This is a genomic window from Massilia sp. ZL223 (assembly GCF_018119395.1).
GTDB lineage: Bacteria > Pseudomonadota > Gammaproteobacteria > Burkholderiales > Burkholderiaceae_D > Telluria.
Genome location: NZ_JAGPWD010000008.1, coordinates 28,818 through 54,795, shown reverse-complemented (window position 1 = coordinate 54,795; position 25,978 = coordinate 28,818). Strand labels below are relative to the sequence as shown.

General features: G+C 67.2%; 25 protein-coding genes and 1 pseudogene. 13 read left to right on the top strand and 13 right to left on the bottom strand.

Translation table 11 applies throughout. From position 1 onward, the window contains the following. Positions 1 to 12: 12 nt before the first annotated feature. The 7 genes and pseudogenes from KBW95_RS07720 (at position 13) to KBW95_RS07695 (ending at position 5,776) form a co-directional block, all read left to right on the top strand. Positions 13 to 534 (top strand): twin-arginine translocation signal domain-containing protein, encoded by a 522-nt coding sequence (locus tag KBW95_RS07720; RefSeq protein ID WP_211527893.1) that lies wholly within the window; start codon positions 13 to 15, stop codon positions 532 to 534. Then, the gene (locus KBW95_RS07715; protein WP_211527892.1) at positions 531 to 2,156 is read left to right on the top strand and encodes a GMC family oxidoreductase; all 1,626 of its coding nucleotides are present in this window, start codon (positions 531 to 533) and stop codon (positions 2,154 to 2,156) included. The genes KBW95_RS07720 and KBW95_RS07715 overlap by 4 nt, the downstream gene beginning before the upstream one ends. A 17-nt stretch (positions 2,157 to 2,173) precedes the next feature. Then, entirely contained in the window at positions 2,174 to 3,076 is a 903-nt protein-coding gene (locus KBW95_RS07710; RefSeq protein ID WP_211527891.1) for a triacylglycerol lipase, read from the top strand. A gap of 79 nt (positions 3,077 to 3,155) precedes the next feature. Further along, entirely contained in the window at positions 3,156 to 3,914 is a 759-nt protein-coding gene (locus tag KBW95_RS24855; protein ID WP_211527890.1) for a response regulator, read from the top strand. A gap of 60 nt (positions 3,915 to 3,974) precedes the next feature. Further along, positions 3,975 to 4,343, top strand: a pseudogene (locus tag KBW95_RS24535) (phasin family protein); the annotation flags it as partial. Positions 4,344 to 4,481: 138 nt separating this feature from the next. Next, positions 4,482 to 5,177, top strand: a complete 696-nt coding sequence (locus tag KBW95_RS24530) for a TetR/AcrR family transcriptional regulator (RefSeq protein ID WP_211526874.1) — start codon at positions 4,482 to 4,484, stop codon at positions 5,175 to 5,177. A gap of 11 nt (positions 5,178 to 5,188) precedes the next feature. Then, on the top strand, positions 5,189 to 5,776 hold the full coding sequence (locus tag KBW95_RS07695; RefSeq protein WP_211527888.1) for a TIGR00730 family Rossman fold protein: 588 nt from the start codon (positions 5,189 to 5,191) through the stop codon (positions 5,774 to 5,776). 86 nt (positions 5,777 to 5,862) lie between these two features. On the opposite strand, the gene KBW95_RS07690 is transcribed toward KBW95_RS07695, so the two are convergent. The 8 genes from KBW95_RS07690 to KBW95_RS07655 all read right to left on the bottom strand — a co-directional run bounded on the left by KBW95_RS07690 (position 5,863) and on the right by KBW95_RS07655 (position 14,223). Then, a complete protein-coding gene (locus KBW95_RS07690) occupies positions 5,863 to 6,963 on the bottom strand; it encodes a diguanylate cyclase (protein ID WP_373888768.1) in 1,101 nt (366 codons plus the stop codon). After that, complete coding sequence (locus KBW95_RS07685) at positions 6,960 to 9,653, bottom strand: EAL domain-containing protein (RefSeq protein ID WP_211526876.1); 2,694 nt, start codon at positions 9,651 to 9,653, stop codon at positions 6,960 to 6,962. Before KBW95_RS07685 ends, KBW95_RS07690 begins: the two co-directional genes overlap by 4 nt. Before the next feature lies 1 nt (position 9,654). After that, positions 9,655 to 10,086, bottom strand: a complete 432-nt coding sequence (locus KBW95_RS07680; RefSeq protein ID WP_211526877.1) for a phosphate ABC transporter substrate-binding protein — start codon at positions 10,084 to 10,086, stop codon at positions 9,655 to 9,657. 8 nt (positions 10,087 to 10,094) lie between these two features. Next, the gene (locus KBW95_RS07675) at positions 10,095 to 11,351 is read right to left on the bottom strand and encodes a porin (protein ID WP_211527887.1); all 1,257 of its coding nucleotides are present in this window, start codon (positions 11,349 to 11,351) and stop codon (positions 10,095 to 10,097) included. A 198-nt stretch (positions 11,352 to 11,549) separates the two neighbouring features. After that, entirely contained in the window at positions 11,550 to 12,062 is a 513-nt protein-coding gene (locus KBW95_RS07670) for a YgjP-like metallopeptidase domain-containing protein (RefSeq protein ID WP_211527886.1), read from the bottom strand. 183 nt (positions 12,063 to 12,245) lie between these two features. Beyond that, entirely contained in the window at positions 12,246 to 12,584 is a 339-nt protein-coding gene (locus KBW95_RS07665; protein ID WP_211526880.1) for a KGG domain-containing protein, read from the bottom strand. Between the two features lie 112 nt (positions 12,585 to 12,696). Continuing rightward, positions 12,697 to 13,107 carry a phasin family protein gene (locus KBW95_RS07660; protein WP_211527885.1) on the bottom strand — a complete coding sequence of 137 codons (411 nt, stop codon included), beginning with the start codon at positions 13,105 to 13,107 and terminating at the stop codon, positions 12,697 to 12,699. Positions 13,108 to 13,191: 84 nt separating this feature from the next. Beyond that, the gene (locus tag KBW95_RS07655) at positions 13,192 to 14,223 is read right to left on the bottom strand and encodes an NADP-dependent oxidoreductase (RefSeq protein ID WP_211527884.1); all 1,032 of its coding nucleotides are present in this window, start codon (positions 14,221 to 14,223) and stop codon (positions 13,192 to 13,194) included. Positions 14,224 to 14,321: 98 nt separating this feature from the next. On the opposite strand from KBW95_RS07655, the gene KBW95_RS07650 reads away from it, so the two are divergent. The 3 genes from KBW95_RS07650 (at position 14,322) to KBW95_RS07640 (ending at position 16,663) form a co-directional block, all read left to right on the top strand. Further along, positions 14,322 to 14,864: a YaeQ family protein gene (locus KBW95_RS07650; RefSeq protein WP_211526883.1), complete on the top strand. Its 543-nt coding sequence runs from the start codon at positions 14,322 to 14,324 to the stop codon at positions 14,862 to 14,864. A gap of 49 nt (positions 14,865 to 14,913) precedes the next feature. Further along, complete coding sequence (locus tag KBW95_RS07645) at positions 14,914 to 15,375, top strand: copper chaperone PCu(A)C (RefSeq protein WP_211527883.1); 462 nt, start codon at positions 14,914 to 14,916, stop codon at positions 15,373 to 15,375. Between the two features lie 191 nt (positions 15,376 to 15,566). Then, a protein-coding gene (locus tag KBW95_RS07640) for an IS3 family transposase (protein ID WP_211527882.1) occupies positions 15,567 to 16,663 on the top strand; the annotation gives its coding sequence in 2 pieces (ribosomal slippage) (positions 15,567 to 15,819 and positions 15,819 to 16,663; 1,098 coding nt in all). 160 nt (positions 16,664 to 16,823) lie between these two features. Here KBW95_RS07640 and KBW95_RS07635 read toward each other — a convergent pair. Beyond that, positions 16,824 to 17,597, bottom strand: coding sequence for a head GIN domain-containing protein (locus tag KBW95_RS07635; RefSeq protein WP_211527881.1), 774 nt, complete (start codon positions 17,595 to 17,597; stop codon positions 16,824 to 16,826). Positions 17,598 to 17,804: 207 nt separating this feature from the next. Here KBW95_RS07635 and KBW95_RS07630 point away from each other — a divergent pair, with 207 nt between their 5' ends. Both KBW95_RS07630 and KBW95_RS07625 read left to right on the top strand, forming a co-directional pair. Further along, positions 17,805 to 18,287: a DMT family transporter gene (locus KBW95_RS07630; RefSeq protein WP_211527880.1), complete on the top strand. Its 483-nt coding sequence runs from the start codon at positions 17,805 to 17,807 to the stop codon at positions 18,285 to 18,287. An 85-nt stretch (positions 18,288 to 18,372) separates the two neighbouring features. Then, a complete protein-coding gene (locus KBW95_RS07625) occupies positions 18,373 to 19,494 on the top strand; it encodes a type IV pilus twitching motility protein PilT (protein ID WP_211526267.1) in 1,122 nt (373 codons plus the stop codon). Position 19,495: 1 nt separating this feature from the next. On the opposite strand, the gene KBW95_RS07620 is transcribed toward KBW95_RS07625, so the two are convergent. The 4 genes from KBW95_RS07620 to KBW95_RS07605 form a co-directional block, all read right to left on the bottom strand. Next, entirely contained in the window at positions 19,496 to 20,764 is a 1,269-nt protein-coding gene (locus KBW95_RS07620) for a cytochrome c (protein ID WP_211527879.1), read from the bottom strand. Further along, positions 20,761 to 21,489 (bottom strand): cytochrome c4, encoded by a 729-nt coding sequence (locus tag KBW95_RS07615; protein ID WP_211527878.1) that lies wholly within the window; start codon positions 21,487 to 21,489, stop codon positions 20,761 to 20,763. The genes KBW95_RS07620 and KBW95_RS07615 overlap by 4 nt, the downstream gene beginning before the upstream one ends. Before the next feature lie 114 nt (positions 21,490 to 21,603). Further along, positions 21,604 to 22,197 carry a 3'-5' exonuclease gene (locus KBW95_RS07610; RefSeq protein ID WP_211527877.1) on the bottom strand — a complete coding sequence of 198 codons (594 nt, stop codon included), beginning with the start codon at positions 22,195 to 22,197 and terminating at the stop codon, positions 21,604 to 21,606. Further along, complete coding sequence (locus tag KBW95_RS07605) at positions 22,197 to 22,667, bottom strand: ProQ/FINO family protein (protein WP_211526262.1); 471 nt, start codon at positions 22,665 to 22,667, stop codon at positions 22,197 to 22,199. Before KBW95_RS07605 ends, KBW95_RS07610 begins: the two co-directional genes overlap by 1 nt. Before the next feature lie 560 nt (positions 22,668 to 23,227). Between KBW95_RS07605 and rpoD the strand changes: the two genes are divergently transcribed. Beyond that, complete coding sequence (gene rpoD / locus KBW95_RS07600) at positions 23,228 to 25,882, top strand: RNA polymerase sigma factor RpoD (protein WP_211527876.1); 2,655 nt, start codon at positions 23,228 to 23,230, stop codon at positions 25,880 to 25,882. Positions 25,883 to 25,978: the final 96 nt, after the last annotated feature.

The following is a 25,978-nucleotide window of genomic DNA, read 5'->3' as shown; positions in this document are numbered from 1 at the left end:
AAGAGGATGAGCATGGGGACATCACGCAGGACTTTCCTGCAAGCCGGCGGCCTGGCCGCCATCCTGTTGGCCGGGGGCGGCGCCTGGTATCGCACGACGCACAGCGCGCCGCCGCACCGCTTCGAACTCGACGGCGAGGCGCGCGCCGCGCTGCATGCGATCGCGCCCGCGATCCTGGCCGGTGCGCTGCCGCCTGACCAGGCCCGGAGCCGGCAAGCGCTGGCCGCCGCCATCGAGGGCGTCCATGCCGCCATCCTCGGCCTGCCGCCCGCCACGCAAAAGGAAGTGCAGGACCTGTTCGGACTGCTCTCCCTGGCGCCGGCGCGGCGCGTCCTCACCGGCATCCCGGGCGGCTGGGAGAACGCCCGCCCCGAACAGGTGAGCGCCTTCCTGCAGGACTGGCGCCTGCACCGCCTTGGCCTGCTGCGCACGGCCTACCATGCACTGCACGACCTGGTGCTGGGCGCCTGGTACGCCCAGCCGGCCGGCTGGGAAGCGATCGGCTATCCCGGGCCCATGAAGGAGCTGGCATGAGCAAGGAACACATCATCCCCGATCCGATCCGGGCCGGCCTGGCGCGCGGCTGGGACGTGGTCGACGCCTCGACCCTGGTCGAGGATCGCAGCATGCAGGCCGACGTCGTCATCGTCGGCAGCGGCGCGGGCGGCGGCATCAGCGCCGAGATCCTGGCCCGCTCGGGCCTGTCCGTGATCGTGGTGGAGGAGGGCGCGCTGCTGTCCTCGCGCGACTTCAACATGCGCGAGGCCGAGGCCTATCCTTCGCTGTACCAGGAGTCGGCCGCGCGCAAGACGGCCGACAAGGGCATCGATATCCTGCAGGGCCGCACCGTGGGCGGCTCGACCACGGTCAACTGGACCTCGAGCTTCCGCACGCCGCCCGACACGCTGGCCTGGTGGCAGCGGCGCCATGCGCTGCCGGACGCCACGCCGGAATCCATGGCGCCCTGGTTCGAGATGGCCGAGCGGCGCCTGAAGGTCGGCGACTGGCAGGCCGCTCCCAACGAGAACAACGACATCCTGCGGCGCGGCGCGGAAAAACTCGGCATTCCGACGGGCTTCATCCGCCGCAACGTGAACGGCTGCTGGAACCTCGGCTATTGCGGCATGGGCTGCCCGACCAACGCCAAGCAGTCGATGCTGGTGACCACGATTCCCGCCGCCCTCGATCACGGCGCCACCCTGCTGACGCGCGCCCGCGCCGAGCGCTTCGCGATCCGCGGCGAGCATGTCGAGGAGCTGGTCTGCCAGGCCCTCGACACGCAGGGCCTGCGCCCGAGCGGGCGCGTGCTGCGCCTGCGCGCACGCCACTACGTGGTGGCCGGCGGCGCGATCAATTCGCCCGCGCTGCTGCTGCGTTCCGAAGCGCCCGACCCGAGCGGCATGCTGGGCCGCCGCACCTTCCTGCATCCCACCGTGATCTCGGCCGCCATCTTCCCCCAGCGCGTGGACGGCTGGGCCGGCGCGCCGCAGACGGTGTATTCCGACCACTTCCTGCACCAGGCGCCGGTCGACGGACCGATGGGGTACAAGCTCGAAGCCCCGCCGCTGCACCCGCTGCTGATGGCCACCAAGATGAGCGGCTTCGGCGCGCACCACGCGGACATCATGCGCGAGTTCCCGCATACGCACGCCATGCTGGCGCTGCTGCGCGACGGCTTCCACGAAGACTCGCAGGGCGGCAGGGTCGCCTTGCGCGCCGACGGCAGCCCGGAGCTCGACTATCCCCTCAACGATGTCCTGTGGGAGGGCGCGCGCCGCGCGCTGCTCAGCATGGCCGAAATCCAGTTCGCCGCCGGCGCGCGCGAGGTGCTGACCGGGCACGAGATGGCGCCGCGCTACGCCAGCTGGGCCGAGGCCAGGCGCGGCATCGCCGGGCTGCCGCAGCGCCTGCACCTGACGCGCGTGGTGTCGGCCCACGTGATGGGCGGCTGCGCCATGTCGGGCGACGAACGCCTGGGCGTGACCGACGCGAACGGCCGCTACCGGGGGCTGGCGAACGTGTCGGTGCACGACGGCTCGCTGTTCCCGACTTCGGTCGGCGCCAATCCGCAGCTGAGCATCTACGGTTTGACGGCGCGCCTGGCGAGCGGCCTGGCCGCCTCCTTGACGGGACGCCAGGCGGCCCCGCTCGCATAGGAAGCAATGAGGAAGCGATGAGTGCACGCGGCATTCTCCGGCTGATCATCCTGGTGCAGGTGCTGGCGGCGCTCGGCATCGGCGTGGCCCTGACCGAGGCCGGGGCCAGCCGCTGGACCGCCTTCGCCGCCGGCCTGGGCGCCGTGGTCCTGGTGCGCATGCTCATCAACGCCAACAACTTTGTGATGAGCGCGCGCTGCGCCAGCCCGACGCCGAGCGAATTCCGCCTCAAGCCGCTGGGCAGCCTGCGCCTGTTCGCCGAAGAATTCATGTCCAGCATGCTGTATGCGAACTGGCACGGCCCGCGCGCCGTGCCGCGCACCCGCATCTATCGGGATTCGACGCTGCCGCCGGTGCTGCTGATCCACGGCTACGGCTGCAACAGCGGCTACTGGTGCCAGCTGGCGCGGCGCCTGGACGCGGCCCGCATCAGCCACGCCTCGCTCGACCTGGAGCCGGTCACCGGCGACATCGACGGCTACGCGCAGCTGGTCCAGCATACGGTCGAGGCGCTGTGCCGGCAGAGCGGTGCGCAGCGCGTCACGGTAGTCGCACACAGCATGGGCGGACTGGTGGCGCGCGCCTGGATGCGCGCCTACGGCACGGCGCTGGTGGCGCGCGTGATCACGCTCGGCAGCCCGCACCATGGCACCAGCCTGGCCGCCTTCGGCCTCGGGATCAACGCGGCGCAGATGCGGCGCGCCAGCGCCTGGCTGCAGGCGCTGGAAGCCGGCGAAAACGCCGCCACGCGTGCGCTGATCACCTCGATCTACACCCACCACGACAACATCATCGCCCCGCAGACCTCCAGCGAGCTGGAAGGCGCGCGCAACCTGGCCTTCGGCGGCGTCGGCCACGTGGCCCTGGGACGCAATCCGCGCGTGCTCGACGCGGTCATGGGCGAGGTGTCGCGGCCATAAGAACCACGCCTTCCGGACTACATCGCATGAGGCCGCCGTCATGTTACAGTGACATCATTGCAGTAATCCGGAGCGTTCCGTGGCCCGTATCCTCATCATCGAAGACAATCCAGCGAACATCGAGCTGATGTCTTTCCTGCTCAGCGCCCATGGCCACACGCCGCTGACCGCCCCCGACGGGGCACGCGGCGTCGCGGCGGCCCGCAGCGAGCGCCCCGACCTGGTGGCCTGCGACGTCAACCTGCCCGGCATGGACGGCTTCGCGGTGCTGGCCGCGCTCAAGGCCGAGCCGGAGCTGGCCGGGGTGCCGGTGCTGGCGGTGACCGCGCTGGCGATGGCGGGCGACCGCGAACACGTGCTGGCGGCCGGCTTCGACGGCTACATCAGCAAGCCGATCGAACCGGAGAGCTTCGTGGCCGAGCTGGAGGCCTTCCTCCCGCCGTCCGCGCCACCCCAACGCAGCGTGCTGCTGGTCGATGACGACGGCTTCATGCTGGGCGTGCTGGCCGACATGCTGTCCGGGCAGGACTACCGGGTGCTCACGGCCGCTTCCGGCGCGGACGCGCTGGCCCTGCTGGCGCGCGAGCCGGTCGAGGTGATCGTGTGCGACCAGTCGATGCCGGGCATGAGCGGCACCGAACTGCTGGCCGAGGCGGCGCGGCGGCAGCCGGACACGGTGCGCCTGATGCTGAGCGGCCAGACCGACCTGGCCGAGATCGAAGCCGCGGTGGCCGCGGGCGTGGCCGACGCCCATTACGCCAAGCCGGTGGCGGCGGGCGAACTGCGCGCTTATCTCGAAGAGGCATTCCGCCTGCATGCGCGGCGCGCCCGCGTTTAGAACCTCGCTTCTAGCGGGCGGCACTACAATGCCCGCATTGCATGCAGCGAGAGGCACTCCATGACCAAGAAACTTTCAGCGCCGGACGACGACGAGGCCCTCGCCCAGGCGGTCCGCGCGTCCGCCAAGCAGATCTGGCAGGCGGGCCTGGGCGCCTTCGCCAAGGCCCAGAAGGAGGGCGGCACGTCCTTCACGCGCCTGGTGCGCGACGGCAGCGAACTGCAGCGCTATGCGCGCGAGGTGGAAGACGCCACCGACACGGTGGGCCGCTCCGCCGAGCGGGCCAAGCGCCGCGGCACCAATTCCTGGAACCAGCTGGAGCAGGTGTTCGAGGAGCGCGTGGCGCGCGCCCTGGCGCGCATCGGCGCGCCCGTGGCCGCCGACGTCGAGGCCCTGCAGGGCCGCGTGGCCGAGCTGGAGGCCCAGGTGGCCGAGCTGGCGCGGCGCCTGCCGCCGGCCGGCGAGCCCGCCGGCGGAGCAAAAACGCAACAGAAGTGGAGGCCGGAAAGATTCTACGAACGACCGTTCGATGTTATGCTTTCGGGAACACACTTACACCTCGCTTACATGCAACAGAAAGCTCCGCGCCGTACCCGCGAACGCATCCTCGAGCTGTCGCTCAGGCTGTTCAACGAATTCGGCGAGCCGAACATCACGACCACGGTCATTGCCGAGGAGATGAACATCTCTCCGGGCAATCTGTACTACCATTTCCGCAACAAGGACGACATCGTCAATTCGATCTTCGTCCAGTTCGAGGCGGAGATCGAACGCATCCTCACGGTGCCTGCCGGACGCCGCTCCAACATGGAGGACGTGTGGCTCTACCTGCACCTGATGTTCGAGCTGATCTGGCGCTACCGCTTCTTCTACCGCGACCTGAACGACCTGCTGTCGCGTAACCGCAAGCTGGAACTGCACTTCAAGGCCATCCTGGCGCACAAGATCAAGGTGGCGCGCCAGCTGTGCGAGGACTTGCGCAGCGAGGGCTCGCTGGAGGCCTCGGACCAGCAGATCGGCGCGATGGCGACCAATATGGTGGTGGTGGCGACCTACTGGCTGTCCTACGAATACGTGCGCAACCCGCGCAAGTACAGCGAGCAGCAGGCGATCGCCGACGCCCTGGCGCGCGGCTGCTACCAGGTGCTGTCCATGGTCGGCCCCTACCTGCGCGGCGACACCCGCCTGCTGTTCGAGAAGCTGTCCGAGGAATACCTCAAGAAGCTGTCCGCCGAAGCGCGCCCCGGCGCCGAATTCGTGTAGTCTTACGCCCCATGAAAACCATCTCCGTCTATTGCGGCGCCTCGCACGGCGCCGATCCCCTGTATGCCGAGGCGGCGCGCGCGCGCGCGCGCGCCCTGGTGGAGCACAACATCGGCCTGGTCTACGGCGGCGGCAAGGTCGGCCTCATGGGCGTGATCGCCGACGAGGTGCTGCGCCTGGGCGGCGAAGCCACCGGCGTGATCCCCAAGGCCCTGGTCGAGCGCGAAGTGGGCCATGCCGGGCTGACGCGGCTGTTCGTGGTGAAGGACATGCACGAGCGCAAGGCCATGATGTCCGACCTGTCGGAAGGCTTCATCGCCATGCCGGGCGGGATGGGGACCCTGGAAGAGCTGTTCGAGATGGTGACCTGGGCGCAGCTGGGCATTCACGCCAAGCCGGTGGGACTGCTGAATACGAAGGGTTTTTATGACGGGCTGAAAGCCTTCGTGCGGCACCAGCGCGAGGAAGGATTCGTCAAGCCGGAGCACGAGGGGCTGATGCTGGTCGAGGAAGATCCGGTGGCCCTGATCAGGCGCCTGCGCGCGGTGGCGGTGCCGGCCGCGGGCGAGGATGTGGAAGGCGAGATTTTGCGCGGGTGAAGTGCCTGCGCCACCGCAAACCAGTAACCTGAAAACCGTCGTACGCGCCACTGGCGCGTACGACGGTCTTACTGCCAGCAATACTGTTACGCCACCTCGATCCGATCCCGCCCAGCTTCCTTGGCCCGATACAAGGCCTTGTCCGCCCGATTGATCGCATCCGCAAACGCTTCCCCATCGCGCCGCTCCGTCAGCCCGGCCGAGAAGCTGATCCGCCTTTCCTGCTCCAGCCCGTCCACCCGCATCGCATGCACGCGTTCCGCCATGCGTTCGAGCACCATGCGCGCATCCTGCGGGCTCGCATCCGGCAGCAGCAGCAGGAATTCCTCGCCGCCCCAGCGCGCCAGCACGTCGTGGCTGCGCAGGGCCGCGCGCGCGGTGGCGGCGAAGGCGCGCAGCACCGCGTCGCCGGCCGCGTGGCCGTAGCGGTCGTTGACCTGCTTGAAGAAGTCGATGTCCAGCAGCGCCACGCAGGTGCCCGCGCCGCGCGGGCCGCGCCGCTCCTCGGCGGCCAGCACCTCGTTCATGTGGCGCCGGTTGGCCAGCGAAGTGAGTTCGTCCATCGTGGCCAGCTGGCGGATGGTGTCGAGCGCCAGCTCGAGCTCCTTCTTGCGCCGCTTCAGGCGCGCGCGCAGCTTGTGCATCTCGCCGGTCAGCACCGCGGTCGACAGCAGCGCGGCCGCCAGGTAGCCGAAGGTGATTCCCTCGACTTCTGGCGGGAAGCGCACCGGATCCTGGGCCTGCAGCCACCACATGGTGCCGCCCATGGCGGCCAGCGCGACCGCGGTCAGCACCAGGGTCTGGCGCGGCCGCAGCGCGAACATGCAGAAGGCGACCACCACCACCGTCATCGGCAGCATGGCGCCGCGCACCGGTCCGCTGATCGAATACGACCACATGCCGCAGCCGATCGCGTACAGGGCCTGGGTCACGGCCAGCACCTCGGGCTTGAGCCGCAGCGGCGTACTGAAACGGACCAGGAAATAGAAGCACAGGATGCCGCCGATGCCGAACACCTCCAGCCGGCGCATGGCGCCCACCTCGCTGAAGCCGTACAGCACCTGCCATTCCACCATGGCGATGGCGGCCAGGTAGAGCAGGGCGGTGGCGGCCCAGTATTGCAGCATGCGCCGCAGGCCGCGCTCGGAACCGGCCAGAGCGCGCCAGATGCTATTCGGGCGGGTCACGCGGCCACCGCCGCGAGCATGGCGGCGATCTGCTCGGCCGGCACCGGCCGGCTGAACAGATAGCCTTGCATTTCGTCGCAATCGTTGGCGCGCAGGAAGTCGCGCTGCTGCTCGGTTTCCACGCCTTCGGCGATGACCCGCAGGTTCAGCTTGTGGCCGAGCGAGATCACCGCCATCGCGATGGCCTGGTCGTCCTGGCTGTCCGCCAGGTCGCTGACGAAGGACTTGTCGATCTTGAGGCGGCTGATCGGGAAGGATTTCAGGGCCGACAGGCTCGAATAGCCGGTGCCGAAGTCGTCGATCGACAGCGACACGCCCATTGCCTTCAGTTCGCGCATCTTGTCGATCGAGCGGGCCAGGTCGCGCATGATCGAGCTCTCGGTGACCTCGACTTCCAGCGCATCCGCCGCCAGGCCGGTGTCGCGCAGCGCGCTTTCGATGCGCTCGACCAGGCGCTTTTCCTCGAACTGGCGGGCCGAGACGTTGACCGAGACGCTCACGGGCGGCAGGCCGGCGGCGCGCCATGCCTGCACCTGGCGGCAGGCGGTGCGCACCACCCATTCGCCGATCTGGACGATCAGGCCGCTTTCTTCCGCCAGGCAGATGAAGCGCTGCGGCGGGATCATGCCGTGTTCCGGATGGTGCCAGCGGATCAGGGCCTCGACCCCGAACAGGCGGCCGGTCCGGAGGTCGACCTTGGGCTGGTACAGCAGCTGGAACTGGCAGGGGCCGTTCGCCGCGCAGGTATCGACGCAGCTCTCCAATGCTGAGCGCAGGCCTTCGAGCAGCACCAGCTTCTCCTCGACGCTGGCGTTCATCTCGCTGGCGTAGAACTGCACGTTGTTGTTGCCCATGTCCTTGGCGCGGTACATGGCGGCGTCGGCATTCATCATCAGGGTGTTGGTGTCGGCGCCGTCGCGCGGGTAGAAGGCCACGCCGATGCTCGAGCTGACCTGGACTTCCTGGCCCTCGACCAGCACCGGCTCGGTGACGGCCTGGCGCACCTTTTCCAGCAGCGGGGTGATGGCCATCGGGTCGCCCGACAGCTCGGGCAGCAGGATCACGAATTCGTCGCCGCCGAAGCGCGCCAGGGTGTCGGTGCGGCGCAGGCAGCGGCCCATGCGCGCGCCCACTACCTTGAGCAGTTCGTCGCCGGCGTTGTGGCCCAGGCCGTCGTTGATCAGCTTGAAGCCGTCCAGGTCGATGAAGGCCAGGCCGACCGCGCTGCCCTTGCGCTCGGCGTCGCGGATCGCCTGTCCCAGGCGGTCGCGCAGCAGGCTGCGGTTGGGCAGGCCGGTGAGGTCGTCGTGGTGGGCCAGGTGGCGGATGCGCTGCTCGGTCAGCTTGCGCTCGGTGATGTCGCTGACGATCGCCACCACGCCGCCTTCGACCGGCACTACCTGACGGTACAGCCAGCGGTCCGGCACCGGCAAGGCGTGCGCCTGCCATTCGGCTTCGCGCGGGACGCCGTCCAGGGCCACCGCCGCCAGGTCCTCGAAAATGCTGGCGCCGAGCGAGGCCGGCAGCAGCACCGACATGCGCTGGCCCGCCATCTGGGCCTTGCTCAGGCCAGTCAGCTGCTCGGCGCGGCCGTTGGTGGTTTCGATGATGAAGTCGGTCACGCTGTTGCCCGGCCCAAGAATGGCGCGCAGCACGAAGAAGGCGTCCAGGCTGCCCTCGGAGGCGGCGGCATAGGTCTGCTGCGCGCGGCGTTCGCGGCGGCGCGCCTTGGCCAGCTGCCAGGACCAGGCGCTGACCAGGGTGACCACGCCGAGCAGCAGGGCGCTGCCGGCGCCCGCGCCCAGCAGCCAGGCGCGGCGCTGCTGCTCGAACCGGGCCATCTGCTCGTCCTGCGACAGGCCGACCACGGCCACCAGCGGGAAGCCGCTCAGCGGGCGGGTGCTGGTGTAGCGCAGCTCCTTGTCCACGCCGATATCGCGCAGCGCGACCGTGTCGGCGGCGCCGGGAACGAAACGCTGGCCCCAGGAGACGCTTTCGCCGATTCGCAGCGCGCGCACGGCGCCGTCGCGGCCGGCCAGGCCGAGCAGGCCGCGGTCGCCCTGGCGCGAACGCTCGTAGGAACTGGTGAAGTAGGACGGATCGACCGCCACCATGGCGACGCCGGCGAAGCGGCCGGCGGCGTCGTTGATGCGGCGCGTGAAATGCAGGTGCGGCTCGGCGCCGCCCGTGGTCTCGCTGACGTAGGGCGTGTCGTGCGGCGTGTTGCGGTGGAAGGGGAGCCAGGGCGCGTCCGGCAGGTCGCGCTTGCCGAACGGCGGGTTGCTGGCCTGGACATGGCCGTCGGCGTCCATGATCGCGACCTGGAACACCAGGCCGGGCGGCAGCAGGCCCTGGGCCGCCAGGGCCGGCAGGGCGCCGGTCGCGCCGTTCTGCTCCACCGCGTACTTGAGCACGCGCAGGGTCTGGTCGATGCCGCTCAGGCTGCGCGCCATCTGGGCTTCGTAGGTGTCGACCAGCTCGCGCGTGGCGTCGAGCGCGGCCTCCTGCGCGGCGCGGCGCTCGGACTCGATCACGTGCAGGGTGGCGAACCACAGCGCGCCCACCAGCACCAGGGCGAACAGCGGCAGCGACACATAGGTCTCGAGCCCGATGCCGAGCCAGCGCGTCAGCCGCGAGCGGCGGGCGCGGGCCGGGCGTGAGGGCAGGGCGGATCGGGCGATCGAGTTCATGTCAGCGCAGCACCATGATCGGGCGCACGCTCGCGTCGACGGCGCTGCGCTCGATGTAGCCGATCATCGACGGATTGTCCGCCACCATGCGCTTGACCGCGACATTGTCGGGCGCTTCGCGCGGCGGCTGGCCGCGGCCGGTGAAGACCATCTTCGACCAGTGGGCCTTGAGCAGGGCCGGGGTCTTGCCCGCGACTTGCTGGTAGAACTGGTTGCGCTCCTGCGAACCGATGCGCTGGTCGAGGGCGACGGCCTCGGCGCCGTCCGGGAAGCGTCCCGACTGGCCAAGGAAGATGGCGGCGATCTGGTCGTTGTTCAGCGCCGGCGCCGGATTGCGCGCCGAGACGATGACGACCAGCTCGGCCGAGGCATTGGCCCCGGCGCCGAAGCTGAGCGCCAGGGCGCCGAGGAGGTGACGGAGTCGGAATCCCATGCTGCTCCTCAGAATACGAAGTCCAGCGCCACGCTCGTCACGTGGGTGGCCTCGCCGGAGCGGAACGCCGGCTGCGTGTTGGAGAAGAAGCCGCGGGTGCCGTCCTCGGGGCGCACGCGTTCGTACTGGGCCTTGAGGGCCATGTTCGGCGCCACGTCCCAGCGCACGCCGGTGCTCCAGGTGGTCTGGGCCGCCATCGAGAACAAGTAGGCGTTCAGGCCGGCGTTGAGCGCGCTGGCGGTGGCGGCCGCGCGCGGCGGCAGGCCGGCCAGCGGCAGGCCGGGATCGGTGGCCGAGGTCTCGGCGCGAGCGCGCGCATAGCCGGCGTAGGGGGTGAAGGCGCCGAAGCGCATCCCGGCGCCCACGTACAGCGCGCTCATGTCGCCGAGCAGGGAGTGGGTGCGGGTGCGGCCGCCTTCGGCGGTGACGAACCAGTCGCCCGGGTCGTAGCTCGCGCCTGCGCTCAGGAGCTGGATGCGCTTGTCGACGATTTCGTAGCGGCGCGCGAGCACGTCGCCTTGCGGGCCGAAGGCGCGCAGGGCGGTGAACAGGCCCTTGCCGATGTCGGTGGTCAGGCTGGCGGTGCCGGCCGAGATGCGGCCGCTGAACGCGCCTTGTTCGATACTGTGCGACAGGCCGGCGATGCCGGAGGCCTGCAGGCGCAGTTCGTTGTACAGGTTGAGGTCGATGTGGCCATAGAAGGCCTGGGTGGTGTTGCGCAAGCCGCCGCGGTTCCAGCGCCAGGTGAGGTCGACGCCGTCACTGCCGCTCAGCGGCTGGCCGCCGTAGACTTCGACCGGGGTACGCACCCAGGGCACGATATAGCCGACCTTGCGGTAGTCCGCCGCCAGGAAAATCGGCAGCGCGATGCGGCCCGCGCGCACGGCGAGATCCGGGGTGACCTGGTACTTGACGTTGGCCCATTCCACCAGCGGGCGGTAGCTGCCGTCGAGGCGCTGTTCGCTCACCACCTGCAGCACGGCCGACCAGCGGCCATAGGACGCGTCGAGCTGGGCGCCGAAGCGCGTGTCGACGTCCGGGCTCCAGGACTCCGAGTAGCCGGCGCCGTGCGCCTTCAGGGGCGAGGTCGTGAAGTCGGCGTGCGGGTTGCTGGAGTGGACGGCGCCGACCGTCCCGAAACCGGACAGTTTCCAGTTGAAGGCGGACGAGTCGGCGGCCTGCGCCTGGGCGGACATGCCCCATGCAAGCATGGCGGTGCCGAGCACGGCAGGGAGCAGCTTGCCGGTTGTGAGTTGCTGATACATGCTGATGTCGGATGGGCGGCCCCGGCAGCCAGAATGATCCGGGAGGAACGATGCGAATGCTTCAGTTCGGTCGAACTTTACCCGCCGCGCGTAAGTAAGTCGAGAACTTTACGCGGGGCAATTGGCTATTCTGACAATGATTGTTGTTTGACGGCAACGTGTCGGGCAGGGGGCGGAGGCGGGGGCCGGATGAGGCTCTCACGCGGCCCACAAACGCTCGCCCGACAGGTCGAGCCAGGTCAGGTAGAGGCGCAGGTCGAACTCGAGCTGGTGGTAGGCCGGTTCCATCCAGCAGCACAGCTTGTAGAAGGCCTTGTCGTGCTCTTTCTCCTTCAGGTGGGCCAGTTCGTGGACGGCGATCATGCGCAGGAAGGGCAGGGGCGCGTCGCGGAACACGGCGCCGATGCGGATCTCGTGCTTGGCCTTGAGGCGGTTGCCCTGGACGCGCGAGATCGCCGTGTGCAGGCCGAGGGCGTGCTGGATCACCTGGATCTTGCTGTCGTAAGCGACCTTGGAGACGGGGTCGGCCTGGCGCAGGTAGGTGTCCTTCAGTTCCTGCACATAGGCATACAGCGCCTTGTCGGTACGGATGCCGTGGGCCTCGGGGTAGCGCTGGAGCAGGACGTCGCCGAGCTTGTTCTGGCCGATGAGCTGGCTGACCTGGGCGCGCAATGGTTCCGGGTAGGCGGTGAGGTATTTCAGGGTCTGCATAGAGGCGAGAATGTAGCACAGGCCACGCTGCCACGAGGCAGGCAATATGGCAGCGCTACAACAAAGGCCTTCGTCGCGAAGGCGTCGCAAGCTGGCGCAATGCGGTACGGTCACCCGCGTGCATCGGCCAAGGTGGGCCCGGCGTCAAACCGCCGCCGGGTGGCGGCGGGTCGGGTTGGATGCTCAGCCTTCTTTCTCGCCCTGACGGTTGCCCTTGGCGGCGGCAGCGGCTGCCCGCTGTGCCGACTGGCGGCTTTCACCGCCCTTGCGGCCGATATCGGCCATGTGGGCGCGGTTGCGGCTGACTGCTTCGCCGCCTTTCTGCCCGGCGCGGCGCGCTTCCTCCGAATCGAATTCGTGCGCCGTGCCTTTCTGGTGAGCGGCCTGGCCGCCCTTGCTTGCTATTTCGCGCTGCTGGTTCTGGTCCATTGCTGCGAACCCGCGCTTGGCGGGCTGGCCGCTTTTCTGCACATTGCCCGGACTGGCCGCGCCCTTGCTACCGCTTTCCTTGCTAGTCGCCATGTCGATCTCCTTGTGCCCTTGATGCGGTCTGTATGGGTACTCCGAGCGCTTTATGGCTGCGCTCGTGCGTTTAGAGAGGAGGGGCTGGCGTTAGTTCCGTCCGCTGCGGTCTTCAGCGCGGCCCGGTATCGCCGGGCGGCCGGCCCGGATGGGAGAACCCGCTCGCCGCCTCTCGTACAGTCTGTGTCGGCTGCGCCGGCTGCATCTGCTGCATCTGCTGCATTTGCGTGTTGGCCAGCACATTGAACAGCTCCTGCTGATAGCTGCGGAAATGCTCGCCGGCCGGCTGCAGCCGGTGCACGGCGGTGGCGCTCATCTGGAAGGGATCGGTGCAGGCGGCCAGTTCGCGGCCGGTGTCGATCGCATCGTCGATGGCCTGGCGCGCCATCTGGAGATTCAGGGCGCTGAGGCGCTCGAACAGGTCGCAGTTGCGCTGCGAGAGCTGGGCCAGGAGCCCGACCTGGGCGTCGAACTGGGAGCGCAGGGCGGGATTGGCGTTGGGAATATCGGGGAAAGGGAACATGGTCGCTCCATCGAAACCTGCCGTTGCCGGGACCAATAAGACCCGGCGCGGCGAAGGAAGTTCGTGGGCGGGCCCGCCCACCCCTTATGCGTCGGCGACCTTGAGCACCAGCTTGCCCAGGTTGCGTCCTTCGAACAGCATCAGCAGCGCCTCCGGGAATTTTTCAAAACCTTCGGCCACGTACTCGACGCTTTTCAGACGGCCCTCCTGCAGCATGCGCGCCATCTGCTGCACTGCTTCAGCATAGCGCGCCGCATAGTCGAATACAACCATTCCTTCCATGCGCGCCCGGTTCACCAGCAGCGACAGGTAGTTGGACGGGCCCTTGACCTGGGCGGTGGCGTTGTACTGCGAAATCGCCCCGCAGATGACGATGCGCGCCTTCATGTTGATGCGGGTAAGCACGGCGTCCAGGATGTCGCCGCCGACGTTGTCGAAGTAGACGTCCACGCCTTGCGGGCAATGCTCCTTGAGCGCGGCGTGCACCGGGCCGGCCTTGTAGTCGATGCAGGCGTCGAAGCCGAGCTGCTCGACCACGAAGCGGCATTTGTCCTCGCCGCCGGCGATGCCGACCGCGCGGCAGCCCATTTGTTTGGCGAGCTGGCCGACCGTCATCCCGACCGCGCCGGCGGCGCCCGACACCACCACCGTCTCGCCGGGCTTGGGCTGGCCGATTTCGTGCAGGCCGAACCAGGCCGTCATGCCCGGCATGCCCAGGGTGTTGAGCCAGGCGGTAGGAGCGGCGATGCGCGGATCGATCTTGACGAAGGCCGCCGCCTTGTCGTCGGCCGCGCCCGACCAGTAGCGCTGCACGCCGGTGCCGCCGGCCACGTAGTCGCCCACGGCGAAGCGCGGCGAACGCGACGCCACCACGACGCCCAGCCCGCCGGCCCGCATGACCTCGCCGATCGCTACCGGGCGGATATAGGATTTGCCTTCGTTCATCCAGCCGCGCATGGCCGGGTCGAGCGACAGGTAGAGCACCTTGACGACGATGCCGTCTTCCGGCGGCTCGCCCACGGCTTCCTCGTGGAACTGCCAGTTGTCGCGGCTGGGCAGGCCGACCGGGCGGGAGGCCAGGCGGAACTGCTGGTTCGGCGGAAATGCGTTGGTCATTTTTGCGGTCTCCATGATGATATTGGCAACAAGACTATACCGCCTGCGGCGTGGCGCGTGCGACAATAGCGGGTTCCGAATTCCAGCAAAATCCATCCATGGCTCTCAAAGCGACCATCTACAAGGCTGACCTGTCGATTGCCGACATGGACCGCCACTATTACGGCGACCACGGCCTGACCATCGCGCGCCATCCGTCCGAGACGGACGAGCGCATGATGATCCGCGTGCTCGCCTTCGCCATCCACGCCGACCCGGCGCTGGGCTTCACCAAGGGCCTGTTCGACGTCGACGAACCCGACCTGTGGCAGAAGGACCTGACCGGCGCCATCGACCTGTGGATCGACATCGGCCAGCCCGACGAAAAGCGCATCCTGAAGGCCTGCAGCCGTGCGGAGCGGGTGTTCGTGTACAGCTACAGCGCCACCAGCAACATCTGGTTCAAGGGCATCGCCAACAAGATCGACCGCGCCAGGAAGGTCACGGTCGTGAACATCCCGGCCGAGACCAGCGCCCAGCTGGAAAAGCTGGCCAAGCGCTCGATGCAGCTGCAGTGCACGATCCAGGACGGCCAGATCTGGCTGACCGACGGCGTCGAGACGGTGCTGGTCGAGCGGGAGGTCCTGTTCGGCGGCAGCTGAGCATTGTTCGCGGCGCTATAATCGGGTTCTCCGTTTTGGATTGACGATCATGATTTCTCGCATTCTTGCCCGCTTCTCCGCCATATTCGGCGCCGCCTTGTTGTCCACCTCCGCATATGCACAGGTGAGCGTCACGGATCCCTGGATCCGCGCCACGGTGCCGGTGCAGAAGAGCACCGGGGCCTTCATGCAGGTGCAGTCGGCCGCGCCCGTGCGCCTGGTCGAGGTGCGCACCGAGGTCGCCGGCCGCGCCGAACTGCACGAAATGGCCATGGATGGGCAGGTGATGCGCATGCGGCGCGTGGACGGCATCGACCTGCCGGCCGGGAAACCGGTGAACCTGGCGACCGGCGGGTATCACGTGATGCTGTTCGACCTGAAGCGGCAGCTGAAGGAAGGGGAGAAAGTGGAGCTGACCTTGGTGGTGCAGGAAGCGGCCAGGAAGCGGCAGGAGCTGAAGGTGGTGGCGCCGGTGAAACCGTTGACGTATTCGGTGCACGCGGGGCATTGACTGGTTTCAAGCGAACTTGGGTTCCCGCCTTCGCGGGAATGACGTGCTAGCGCAGGCGGCCACTAAGGTTTGATCCGTCATACGCGCCACTGGCGCCTATGACTTCCCGCGCAGGTGATCTGCATTGGCGAAATTAGACACTTTCTGATGCGAGTTTTTGGTCAATAATTCCTTTGCAGGAGGACTTGACCATGAAGCGCAAACACTTTCCAGCAGAACAGATCGTCTCTGTCCTGAAGCAGGCTGAACTGGGCATGGCGGTTGCTGACATCGTCCGGCAGCTTGGCATTTCTGAGCAGACGTTTTATCGCTGGAAGAAGCAGTACGGCGGTATGCAGTCCGAAGGGGTACGGGAGCTCAAAATTCTGCAGGACGAGAATGCTCGGTTGAAGAAACTAGTGGCAGAGCTGAGCCTGGACAAGGCAATCCTGCAGGACGTCGCGTCAAAAAAGTGGGGCGGCCCGCGCTGAAGCGCGAGGTGGTCGATTACATCGTCGATCACTACGGATTGAAACTGGCGCGGGCCTGCCGGCTGATCAAGCAAGCACGTAGCACGCAGTACTGCTCGAGCAAGAAGGATCCAAAACTGGCTTTGCGCCAACGGCTACGTGAACTGGCTCAAGTACGTGTGCGGTGGGGCTATCGACGCCTGCACGTGCTGCTCAAGCGTGAAGGTTTTCAGTTGGGCGTCAACCAGACTTACCGCTGGTATTGCCTGGAGCAGCTGCAGTTGCGCGCCTTTCGCAAGAAGCGGCGCAAGAGCGCAGTTGTCCGCCAGGCGCGTATGCAGCCACGCCGGACGAACGACGCGTGGAGCATGGACTTTGTGGCCGACCAGCTCGCGGATGGGACAAAAATACGACTGCTGACGATTATCGACATTTACAGCCGAGAGTCCTTGGCCATCGTGGCTGGCCATCGCTTGCGCGGCGAAGATGTCGTAGCCGCACTCAACCGGATCATCGCAAAACGTACGGCGCCAAAATGCCTGTTTGTCGACAACGGCAGCGAGTTTTCCGGACAGATGCTGGACCTATGGGCCTACCACCATCAGACCAGGATCGATTTCAGCCGGCCAGGCAAGCCGACCGATAACTGCTTCATCGAGACATTCAACGGATCACTGCGCGATGAATGCCTGAACGTCCACTGGTTCACTTCGTTGACTGAAGTGCAGGCCATCGTGGAGGCCTGGCGCGTGGACTACAATGAGATTCGGCCTCACATGGCTCTCAACGACCAAACCCCAACGGCTTTCGCTCGGAGTTCGGTTTATGAAGAGCTTTAAAAAGACCTTTTACCGACCAAATCCTCGGGCCAAAAGTGTCCACGAAATCCAAGCGGCTCACTCGCCCAGGCCGCATAAACTAAAGTGTCCAGCTTTTATGTGGCAGTTCAAGGCGGGAACCCAAGTTACACGCGACGTATGCACGCCGCGCAGTAACTCTTTACCGCGGCGCACCCGCCAGACGCCGCGCATCCCCCGACCCCGCAATCGACTTGCTCACACGCGGATCGCCGTAGTAATTCACATCCCCCGAGCCCGCGATGGTCAGGCTCAGCGCATCTTTCGCCCACACCGTCACGTCGCCCGAACCGCCCACGCTGATGCTGGCGTCGTTGGACTGCACCTTGCCCAGGTCCACGTCGCCCGAGCCGCCGATCGATACCGACAGCTTGCGCGCGGAGCCGCCGTCGGCGCGGAATTCGCCGCTGCCGCCCAGGGTCACCGACACCGATTCCCCCTCGATGCTGCGCACATTGATCTTGCCCGAGCCGCCCAGGTCGAACTGCAGGCGCTGGCCGCGCAGGGCGTCGGCGTCGATGGTGCCCGAGCCGCCCAGCGACAGCCGGTCGACCTGACCCGCGGTGACCACGATCTTCATGTTGCGCGAACGCAGATTCAGGTTGCGCTTGGACGGGCGCACCTTGAGGGTGCCGTCTTCCACCACCGTCTCGATCAGCGGCAGCAGGTTGTCGTCGGCCTCGACCGTCACGCCTTCGGCGGCGCCGGTGCGCAGCTCCAGCCGGCCCGGCAGCTCCAGCGCCACGCCGGTGAAGTGCTGGACCTGGCGCGCCTGGCGCTTGACGCTGCCGCTGCCCTCGACTTGCTCGCCCTTGAAGGGCCAGGGGCCGGCGGAGGCGGGCGCGGCGGCGCCGGCCAGGGCGGCGGCCAGCAGCAGGCTGCCCAGGATGGGGGAAGTGAATCGGTTCTTGTGCATGGTCGTCTCCTGTGGATGCAAATGTCAGTGAGGCGATGCTAGTCAATGCCCAAAACGGACGTGGCGCGTTTGCGACGAACGGCAGGGCTCGCGGAGTGGAATGCATGCTGGGCGGACAGGCCGCCACGCGCTTCGACTACCTGTTCCCCGCCATATGCACTAAAATCGTGCGCTTTTTCCCCGGATTTTCCCGGGCGGAGTAGTGTGATGAACCTGATTCTCTTCCTGGTGGCCTTCTGCGTCGGCATTGCGATGTCGGTCCAGGCCGCCGTCAACAGCCAGCTGGCCTCGTCGATCGGCGCCAATTCCGTAGCCGCCGCGCTGATTTCCTTCAGCTGCGGCACCGTGGCCCTGCTGGGCATGGCCCTGGCCAAGGACGGCCTGAGCGGCCTGGGCGCCACCCTGGCAGCGCTGCCTTCCCAGCCGCTGTGGAAATTCGCCGGCGGCTTCCTCGGCGCCGCCTTCGTGTTCGGCACCGTATTCCTGGCCCCGCGCATCGGCTTGCTCAGCCTGATCGTGCTGGTGATCGCCGGCCAGCTGTTCACCTCGATGGCGATCGACCACTTCGGCCTGATCCACATGGCGATGCGCAAGGTGTCGGCGGTGCGCCTGACGGGCGCCCTGGTGGTGGCGCTAGGTGTGGCGATCACGCTGTTTGGCGACCGCATCGTTGCGAGTATGGGACGTTAAGCAATTTTGCTTTCGATATTGCAATTTTTTCCCGGGACTGGTTTTATAATGGTCCGCACTTGATCTTTTAACAGCGCCCGGTCAGATGGAACACCATACCTCTTCGCAGATTCCCACTCTCTCGTATATTGAAAACGAAGACCACCCGGTGTTCGGGACCCTGGTCGAGCAGATCCTGCACCTGCTGAACTCGAAACTGGTGTTCTCGGACATCATCATTCACCAGAACAGCCCCTTGATGCTGCGCCAGCCCAAGGGCCTGGTGGCGGTGACGGATTCGCCGATCACCAAGGAAGAGCTGGAAGAGTTCTTCGACGTGATCGAGCCGAACTGGGCCGAGCGCATCGCCGTGCGCGCCTTCGACCGCGCGATCGATCTGCACACGGCGCGCATCCGCGCCAACTGCTTCCACTTCCAGGGCCGCAAGCGCCTGGGCTGCGTGATCCGCCGCTTCCCGAAGGCGCCGCTGGCGCTGTCCGAGCTGGGCCTGTCGGAAGACGAACTCCAGTTCGCGCGCCTGACCAGCGGCCTGGTGCTGATCATCGGCGACACCTGCCAGGGCAAGTCGACCACCATCGCGTCGATCCTGGACGAGATCAACAAGCAGCGCTCGGGCCACATCATCACCATCGAAGACCCGGTGGAGACCCTGATCCCGCAGCGCAAATGCATCATCACCCAGCGCGAAGTGGGCGTGGACGGCGACGTCGAGAGCTACTACCTGGGCGCGCTGGATGCGTTGCGCGAGCGCCCGGATGTGATCATGATCGGCGAGATCCGCGACGCCCAGACCGCCCAGGAAGCGCTGGCGCTGGCCGAATCCGGCCCGCTGGTGCTGGCGACCCTGCACGCGCGCTCGACCGAGCTGGGACTGCAGAAGATGCTGCGCCTGCTGGGCAATTCGGAAGCCCAGGCCCAGGCGCTGGCGCACGCGCTGCGCGGCGTGCTGTGCCAGGCGCTGCTGCCTTCGCGCGAAGGCAACCGCTATCACCTCGCCACCGAGTGCCTGACCCCGAGCGCCACCATCATGCGCCTGCTCGAAGCAGGCGATATCGGCGGCATCCGCACCCACATGAACAGCGGCCGCGATCCGGGCTGCCACACCATGAACGCTTCGCTGGAGCAGCTGCTGGCGGCGCACAAGGTGCGCGTCGAGGATGCGCGCGCCGCCACCACCGACCGGGTGGCGTTCGCAGACATGGTGTGAATCAGTCCAGCGGCACGGCGCGGTAGCGGTTCACGTCCGGCGCGCTGACCGGCGGGGCCGCGTTGCCCCAGCTGGCGCGCACATAGGTCAATACCGCCGCCACCTGGGCGTCGCTCAGCTCGTGGCCATAGGGCGGCATGCCGTAGGGCCGCGGGTTGCCCGTCGTCCCGGGCGGGAAGCCGCCATTCAATACCAGCCTGATCGCATTCACCGCCGGGCTCAAGGTCACCGCGCGGTTGCCCGCCAGCGGCGGGTAGGCGGGCTGCTTGCCCTTGCCGTCGGCGCCGTGGCAGTCCACGCACTGCGCGTCGTAGATCCGCTTGCCCTCGGCCAGCAGCTGCTCGCTGGCGGGTTCGCCCACGTCCTGCTTCGGCGCTTCGCTCGCCGGCAGCGATTTCAGATACTCCGCCATTGCGCCCAGGTCCTCGCGCGTCAGGTGCTGCAGGCTGCGCGCCACCACCTCGGCCATCGGGCCGGTGCTCGAGCCGCGCGGCGAGATGCCGGTGCCCAGCAGCGCCACGATGTGCTCCTTGTTCCAGTCGCCGAGTCCCGCTTCGCTGCCGGCGGTGAGCGAGGGCGCGTACCAGCCGATGGTCGGGATCAGGCCGCCGGACAAGGTCTCTTCGCTGGCGCCCAGGCGGTTGCGGGTGCTGTGGCAGGCGCTGCAATGTCCCAGTCCCTCGACCAGGTAGGCGCCGCGGTTCCACTCGGCGCCGCGCGCCGGCCTGGCCTCGAAGACGGCGGGGCGGAAGTAGAGCAGGCGCCAGCCGGCCAGCATCGCCTGCTGGTTGTAGGGGAAGTCGAGTTCGTGCGGGCGATTGGCCTGGCGTACCGGCGGCAGGCTGCGGAAGTAGGCGTACAGCGCATCCGAATCGGCGCGCGTGACGCGCGTGTAGTTCGTGTACGGGAAGGCCGGGTAGAGCAGGCGGCCGTCGCGGCCGATGCCGTTGTGCAGGGCGTTCCAGAAGTCGTCCGCGCTCCAGTCGCCGATGCCGGTCTCGCGGTCGGGCGTCAGGTTGGGGCCGTGCAGCCGGCCGAACGGCGTGTCGAGCGCGCGTCCGCCCGCATAGGCCGGGCCGCCGCGCGCCGTGTGGCAGGCGATGCAGTCGCCGGCGCGGGCCAGGTAGGCGCCGCGCGCGATGTTCCCGGGCGTGGCGGCAAAGGCGGCGGGCGAGGCGGCGGGTACGTGCTGGGCGCGGGGCCAGGCGATGGCGACGGCGGCAAGGACGGCGCCGGCGACGGCGAGGAGGGCGATGGACCGCTTCTTCATGGCGTGTCCTTGGCGCTGCCGCAGGCCAGCGGAAGCGGGCGCGCGATCGATGTGGCAGGGCGCGGATCGCCCGGCACGGGTTGCGCGGCGAGCCAGCTAGAGACCGCGTTCACGTCTTCCAGGGTGAGGCGGGCGCTGATCTCGGCCATGCAGTCGGGCGCGTGGGCGCGGCGCAGCTTGTCGCGCCAGGCGCCGAACTGGGCGTTCACATAGTCGCGCGGCAGGCCGAGCAGGCCGGGGATCGAGGGCTCGACGCCGGTCAGGCGCTGGCCGTGGCAGGCGACGCAGGCCGGCAAATTGCGCGACTTGTCGCCGTTGAAGACCAGCTGGCGGCCGCGCTCCAGGGTTTGCGGCGGCATGCTGCCGGGCGCCGGCGGCGGCGCGGGCGGGTGCTGGGCGGCGAACCAGCCGGCGATCTCGCGCAGGTAGGGATCGGGCAGATGGTCGACCAGGTAGGTCATCAAGGGATACTGGCGCCGGCCTTCGCGGAAGTTCAGCAGCTGGTTGTACAGGTAGCCGGCCGGCTTGCCGCCGATGCGCGGGTAGTAGCTGTCGTTGACCGGGTTGCCGCGCGCGTCGACGCGGGCGTGGCAGGAGGTGCAGGCGACCAGGCGCTGGGCGAGCGTGTCGGGTACGGTCTGGGAGGGCTGCGCCGCTGCGGCTGGAAGCGCGCAGGCGGCCAGCCAGAGCGCGGCGAGGAATAAGTGCGAGCGAAGTACAGTCATGGAACCACGTCGGCAGCAATAATGCTCGAATGATAACGTGGTTTAAGGGCAAAAGCTTGTTTATTGGCGCGAGGCCGGTTTCTTGCCGGACCAGCGGGATGGCCTGCGGCGAGTCTATGCGGGCGGGTTCGCGCGCCAGTGCCGGTAGATGCGCAGCGCCACGTGAGCGTCGTCGGCCGCGTACAGCACCTGCTTTTCGCTCAGGCGCGGCATGGCCCAGTTGGTGGTCGTGATGCGGCGCGACTTCTGCAGCCGCTGCCCGAAGAAGCGCGCCACCGCGCTCTTGGCGCCGAGCGAATTGCGCTCGCCGCGGCGCAGGGCGGTGGAGAGGTCGAGCACGTTGCGCGGCTCGATCCCGAGCTTGGCGCGCAGGCGGCGCACGTCGTCGCCCAGGCCGAAGCCGACCTTGAGGATGCGGTCCGATTCGAGCACCGGCTTGAGCACGATGAGGGCCGTCGCGTTGCCGGCCGTGCTGGCGGTCTGGAACAGATAGGCCATCTGGTCGGTGGCCAGCTGCACCAGGTGCGGCCCGGTCGAGACTTCGCCCTTGGCGAAGGTGGGCTTGGATTCGGTGTCGAAGCCGATCACGTCGGCCTCGGACAGGGCGCTCAGGGCCGCCGCAGCCTCGGCCTCGGTCCGGACGATGCGCACGTCGGCCAGCTGGATGCCGACATAGGGTGGCAGCAGCTCGTCCGGATCGACACTCATCAATTACGCGAGAATTTGCTGGCCAGCGCCTGCAGCTTTTCCTGGCGCTTGCGGTTCGCTTCTTCCGCGGCGGCGGCGTCGCGCTCGGCCTTTTTGCGCTCGGCTTCCTTCTTGAAGCGTTCCTGCAGCTGTTCCTTGGCGTGCAGGCGGTGGGTATCGGTCACCTCGGCGCCCGGTGTGCCGTCCAGGTCGAAACGCACCTTGGCCTTTTCCATGGCGCGCAGGTAGCGCATGGAACCGGTGTGGATGCCCAGCGCGGCGCGCATGGTCTTGCGGTCCAGGCCCGGCATGCGGGCCAGCAGTTGCTTGTCGATGCCGATCGCCAGCGGCAGGCAATCGCGGAAGGCGGGGAACTCCTGCTGGAGCTGCTTGAGCAGTGCACGGGCCGACAGGGCGGGCGCTTTGGCCTGTTCCGGAGCGGCTGGGGTGGCGGTGATGTCGGCGGACTCTGCAGGGGTATTGGTATTCATTGACTTCATGGTAAGAACGGGAAAGCGAAGGATAGCACGTCGCTCGGGCGCATAGTATTGTACTAGGTCCGTACTTGTTCCAAGGATATTGTTGGGTTTTACGCCACGTGGCACGGGCGCGCAGCCGCGAAATCGTGTATGATCCGCCCCTTGCCTTGCGTGAGGCTTGCGCCGACGCAGAACCCGAAGGGGAATCCGAGGAAGGCTTGCTAATATATGAATTGCTTATATCCATTATCGGATATTTCAATTATCACCAAATCTTGCGTTGGGGCATAATATCGCCTCCTTCTATTCTTCTAGAAAAATAGATGCAAGCCCGTTTCAGCCGACGGGCTTTTTTTCGTTCGACATGCACACCGCGATTTTGACCACCGATCCCTCTTTCTTCCCGCCGCTTTCTGCCTTTGCGTGCGGGACGAGGAAATCCGTGCTTGAAGTCCCGCCCTTCGCCCTAAGGTAGGGCCACTTCCGAACCACATTTGCCAGGACCCGCTCCGCGGGTCCCGCTGGATTATTGACTTCGCAGGCGCGCCCCCGCCTCGACTGGAGAGCTTTAGATGAAGAACACCGCCAAAACCTTGACACTGACAGCGAAAAAAGCACCGGCCAAGAGCTCGGCGCCGCTGGCAGTGCCGAAAACCGCGACCTCTTATTTCCTGGAAACGGAAGCTGCGGCCAAGGTGACGGTGGTCAAGACCCGTTCGCGCCTGGCCTCGCTGAAGGCTGCTGAAGCCCAGGCTGGCGAGCCGGTCGCCGAGCAGGTCGCCGACGTCCAGGCCGAAGTGGTCGAAGCGGTCGCCGCGCCGGTCGTCGACGTGGCGCCGGTTGCCGAAGCCGCCAACGACGCTGCGGATGCCGACGCTGCAAATGACTACATGCCGGCCGTGCCGGCAACCCCGGCCGCGCCGCCGGTCATCGTGCGCAAGCGCGGCAAGCTGGCTGCCTTGAAAGCTGCCGCCGAGCCGGAAGCCGCGCCTGCAGTTGCGCCTGTCGAAGCCGCCGCCGAGCCGGCCGCCGATGCCGCTGCGCCGAAGCTCGTGCGCACCCGCACCGCACGCCGCACCGAAGCGCCGGCCCCGGCCCCGGCCGCCGCCCCGAGCGCCGTCGGCGCCGTCAGCCAGACCACCGACGCCGCCGTGCTGGCCTCGATCGACACCACGGGCTACCTGCTGCCGCAGGTGAAGGTGCCGGGCCGCCGCGGCCGCAAGCCGAGCGAGTTCGTGCCGGAGAACGACGAAGTCGCGGCGCTGAACGCGGTCGAGCGCGCCGAACTGAAGGCGGCGTCGAAGCTGCGCGAGCGCAAGGCCAAGGGCCTGGGCGTGCTGAACGAAGCCGGTTTCTCGGGCGAGGAACTGGAAAAGCGCCGTCAGCAGCTGAAGAACCTGATCAACATGGGCAAGGAGCGCGGCTACCTGACCCATGCGGAGATCAACGACCACCTGCCGGAAAACATCATTGATCCGGAAGCGATCGAAGGCATCATCGCGACCTTCAACGACATGGGCATCGCTGTCTACGAGCGCGCGCCGGAAGCGGAAATGATGCTGCTGTCGGACCAGGCCGTGACCCCGACCAGCGAAGACGAAGTGGAAGCCGCCGCCGCCACCGCGCTGTCGACCGTCGATTCCGACTTCGGCCGCACCACCGACCCGGTCCGCATGTACATGCGCGAAATGGGCGCGGTGTCGCTGCTGACCCGCGAAGGCGAGATCGAGATCGCCAAGCGCATCGAGCAGGGCCTGAAGGACATGGTGCAGGCGATTTCGGCTTGCCCGACCACGATCTCGGAAATCATCGCCCTGTCGCACAAGATCGCCAGCGACGAACTGAAGATCGACGATGTGGTCGACGGTTTCGTCGACCTGAACGAATCCTCGGCGCCGGCCCCGGTGGCGGCCAGCGCCTCGTCGGATGACGAGGAAGAGGAAGAAGAGGAAGTCGAAGAGGAAGAAGATGGCGGCGGCGGTGGCGCGGCCGGCTATTCGGCCGAGCAGCTTGCCGCGCTGAAGAAGGGCGCGCTCGAGAAGTTCTCGCTGATCGAGAAGCAGTTCGACAAGATGGGCCATGCGTTCAAGACCCAGGGCTACGGCTCGGAAGCCTACAACGACGCCCAGGAAGTGATCTCGAACGAGCTGCTGGGCATTCGCTTCACCGCCAAGGTGGTCGAGAAGCTGTGCGACACCCTGCGCCATCAAATGGACGAAGTGCGCGCGATCGAACGCGCCGTGCTGGACATCTGCGTGAACCGCTGCGGCATGCCGCGCGCCCACTTCATCAAGGTCTTCCCGGGCAACGAGACCGACCTGGCATGGGGCGACCGCGAAGTCGACTGCGCGTATCCGTACAGCGCCGTGCTGGGCCGTAACCTGCCGGCGATCAAGGAACTGCAGCAGCGCATGATCGACCTGCAGGCGCGCGTGGCGCTGCCGCTGGCCGACCTGCGCCGCATTAACAAGCAGATGGCTGCCGGCGAGAAGCGCGCCCGCCAGGCGAAGCGCGAAATGACCGTGGCCAACCTGCGCCTGGTGATCTCGATCGCGAAGAAGTACATCAACCGCGGCCTGCAGTTCCTGGACCTGATCCAGGAAGGCAACATCGGCCTGCTGAAGGCCGTGGACAAGTTCGAGTACCGCCGCGGCTACAAGTTCTCGACCTACGCGACCTGGTGGATCCGCCAGGCGATCACGCGCTCGATCGCGGACATGGCCCGTACCATCCGCGTGCCGGTGCACATGATCGAGACCATCAACAAGATGAACCGCATCTCGCGCCAGATCATGCAGGAAACCGGCAGCGAACCGGACCTGCCGACCCTGGCCGCCAAGATGGAAATGCCGGAGAACAAGGTTCGCGAGATCATGAAGATCGCGAAAGAGCCGATTTCGATGGAAACCCCGATGGGCGAGGACGGCGATTCGCAGCTGGGCGACTTCATCGAGGACAACGCGACCCTGGCCCCGCTGGACGCCGCGCTGCACGCCTCGATGCGCAATGTGATCAAGGAAGTGCTGGACTCGCTGACTCCGCGCGAAGCCAAGGTGCTGCGCATGCGCTACGGCGTCGAGATGTCGAACGACCACACCCTGGAAGAAGTGGGCAAGCAGTTCGACGTCACCCGCGAGCGTATCCGCCAGATCGAAGCCAAGGCGATGAGCAAGCTGCGCCAGCCTTCGCGTTCGGACAAGCTGAAGACCTTCTTGCACAACAACTAAGTCCTTATGGCTTGGTGAGAATGCCGCCCTTGTGGGCGGCATTTTTTATTTGTGTGGCTGTTTTCAAGTTGGTGAACTTGGGTTCCGGCCTCCGCC

What these genes read in the sequence shown, in the direction of transcription:
- KBW95_RS07720 (WP_211527893.1), top strand. Translation starts at nt 13, where the DNA reads ATGGGGACATCACGCAGGACTTTCCTGCAAGCCGGCGGCCTGGCCGCC.
- KBW95_RS07715 (WP_211527892.1), top strand. Translation starts at nt 531, where the DNA reads ATGAGCAAGGAACACATCATCCCCGATCCGATCCGGGCCGGCCTGGCG.
- KBW95_RS07710 (WP_211527891.1), top strand. Translation starts at nt 2,174, where the DNA reads ATGAGTGCACGCGGCATTCTCCGGCTGATCATCCTGGTGCAGGTGCTG.
- KBW95_RS24530 (WP_211526874.1), top strand. Translation starts at nt 4,482, where the DNA reads ATGCAACAGAAAGCTCCGCGCCGTACCCGCGAACGCATCCTCGAGCTG.
- KBW95_RS07695 (WP_211527888.1), top strand. Translation starts at nt 5,189, where the DNA reads ATGAAAACCATCTCCGTCTATTGCGGCGCCTCGCACGGCGCCGATCCC.
- KBW95_RS07685 (WP_211526876.1), bottom strand. Translation starts at nt 9,653, where the DNA reads ATGAACTCGATCGCCCGATCCGCCCTGCCCTCACGCCCGGCCCGCGCC.
- KBW95_RS07680 (WP_211526877.1), bottom strand. Translation starts at nt 10,086, where the DNA reads ATGGGATTCCGACTCCGTCACCTCCTCGGCGCCCTGGCGCTCAGCTTC.
- KBW95_RS07675 (WP_211527887.1), bottom strand. Translation starts at nt 11,351, where the DNA reads ATGTATCAGCAACTCACAACCGGCAAGCTGCTCCCTGCCGTGCTCGGC.
- KBW95_RS07670 (WP_211527886.1), bottom strand. Translation starts at nt 12,062, where the DNA reads ATGCAGACCCTGAAATACCTCACCGCCTACCCGGAACCATTGCGCGCC.
- KBW95_RS07665 (WP_211526880.1), bottom strand. Translation starts at nt 12,584, where the DNA reads ATGGCGACTAGCAAGGAAAGCGGTAGCAAGGGCGCGGCCAGTCCGGGC.
- KBW95_RS07660 (WP_211527885.1), bottom strand. Translation starts at nt 13,107, where the DNA reads ATGTTCCCTTTCCCCGATATTCCCAACGCCAATCCCGCCCTGCGCTCC.
- KBW95_RS07655 (WP_211527884.1), bottom strand. Translation starts at nt 14,223, where the DNA reads ATGACCAACGCATTTCCGCCGAACCAGCAGTTCCGCCTGGCCTCCCGC.
- KBW95_RS07650 (WP_211526883.1), top strand. Translation starts at nt 14,322, where the DNA reads ATGGCTCTCAAAGCGACCATCTACAAGGCTGACCTGTCGATTGCCGAC.
- KBW95_RS07645 (WP_211527883.1), top strand. Translation starts at nt 14,914, where the DNA reads ATGATTTCTCGCATTCTTGCCCGCTTCTCCGCCATATTCGGCGCCGCC.
- KBW95_RS07635 (WP_211527881.1), bottom strand. Translation starts at nt 17,597, where the DNA reads ATGCACAAGAACCGATTCACTTCCCCCATCCTGGGCAGCCTGCTGCTG.
- KBW95_RS07630 (WP_211527880.1), top strand. Translation starts at nt 17,805, where the DNA reads ATGAACCTGATTCTCTTCCTGGTGGCCTTCTGCGTCGGCATTGCGATG.
- KBW95_RS07625 (WP_211526267.1), top strand. Translation starts at nt 18,373, where the DNA reads ATGGAACACCATACCTCTTCGCAGATTCCCACTCTCTCGTATATTGAA.
- KBW95_RS07620 (WP_211527879.1), bottom strand. Translation starts at nt 20,764, where the DNA reads ATGAAGAAGCGGTCCATCGCCCTCCTCGCCGTCGCCGGCGCCGTCCTT.
- KBW95_RS07615 (WP_211527878.1), bottom strand. Translation starts at nt 21,489, where the DNA reads ATGACTGTACTTCGCTCGCACTTATTCCTCGCCGCGCTCTGGCTGGCC.
- KBW95_RS07610 (WP_211527877.1), bottom strand. Translation starts at nt 22,197, where the DNA reads ATGAGTGTCGATCCGGACGAGCTGCTGCCACCCTATGTCGGCATCCAG.
- KBW95_RS07605 (WP_211526262.1), bottom strand. Translation starts at nt 22,667, where the DNA reads ATGAATACCAATACCCCTGCAGAGTCCGCCGACATCACCGCCACCCCA.
- rpoD (WP_211527876.1), top strand. Translation starts at nt 23,228, where the DNA reads ATGAAGAACACCGCCAAAACCTTGACACTGACAGCGAAAAAAGCACCG.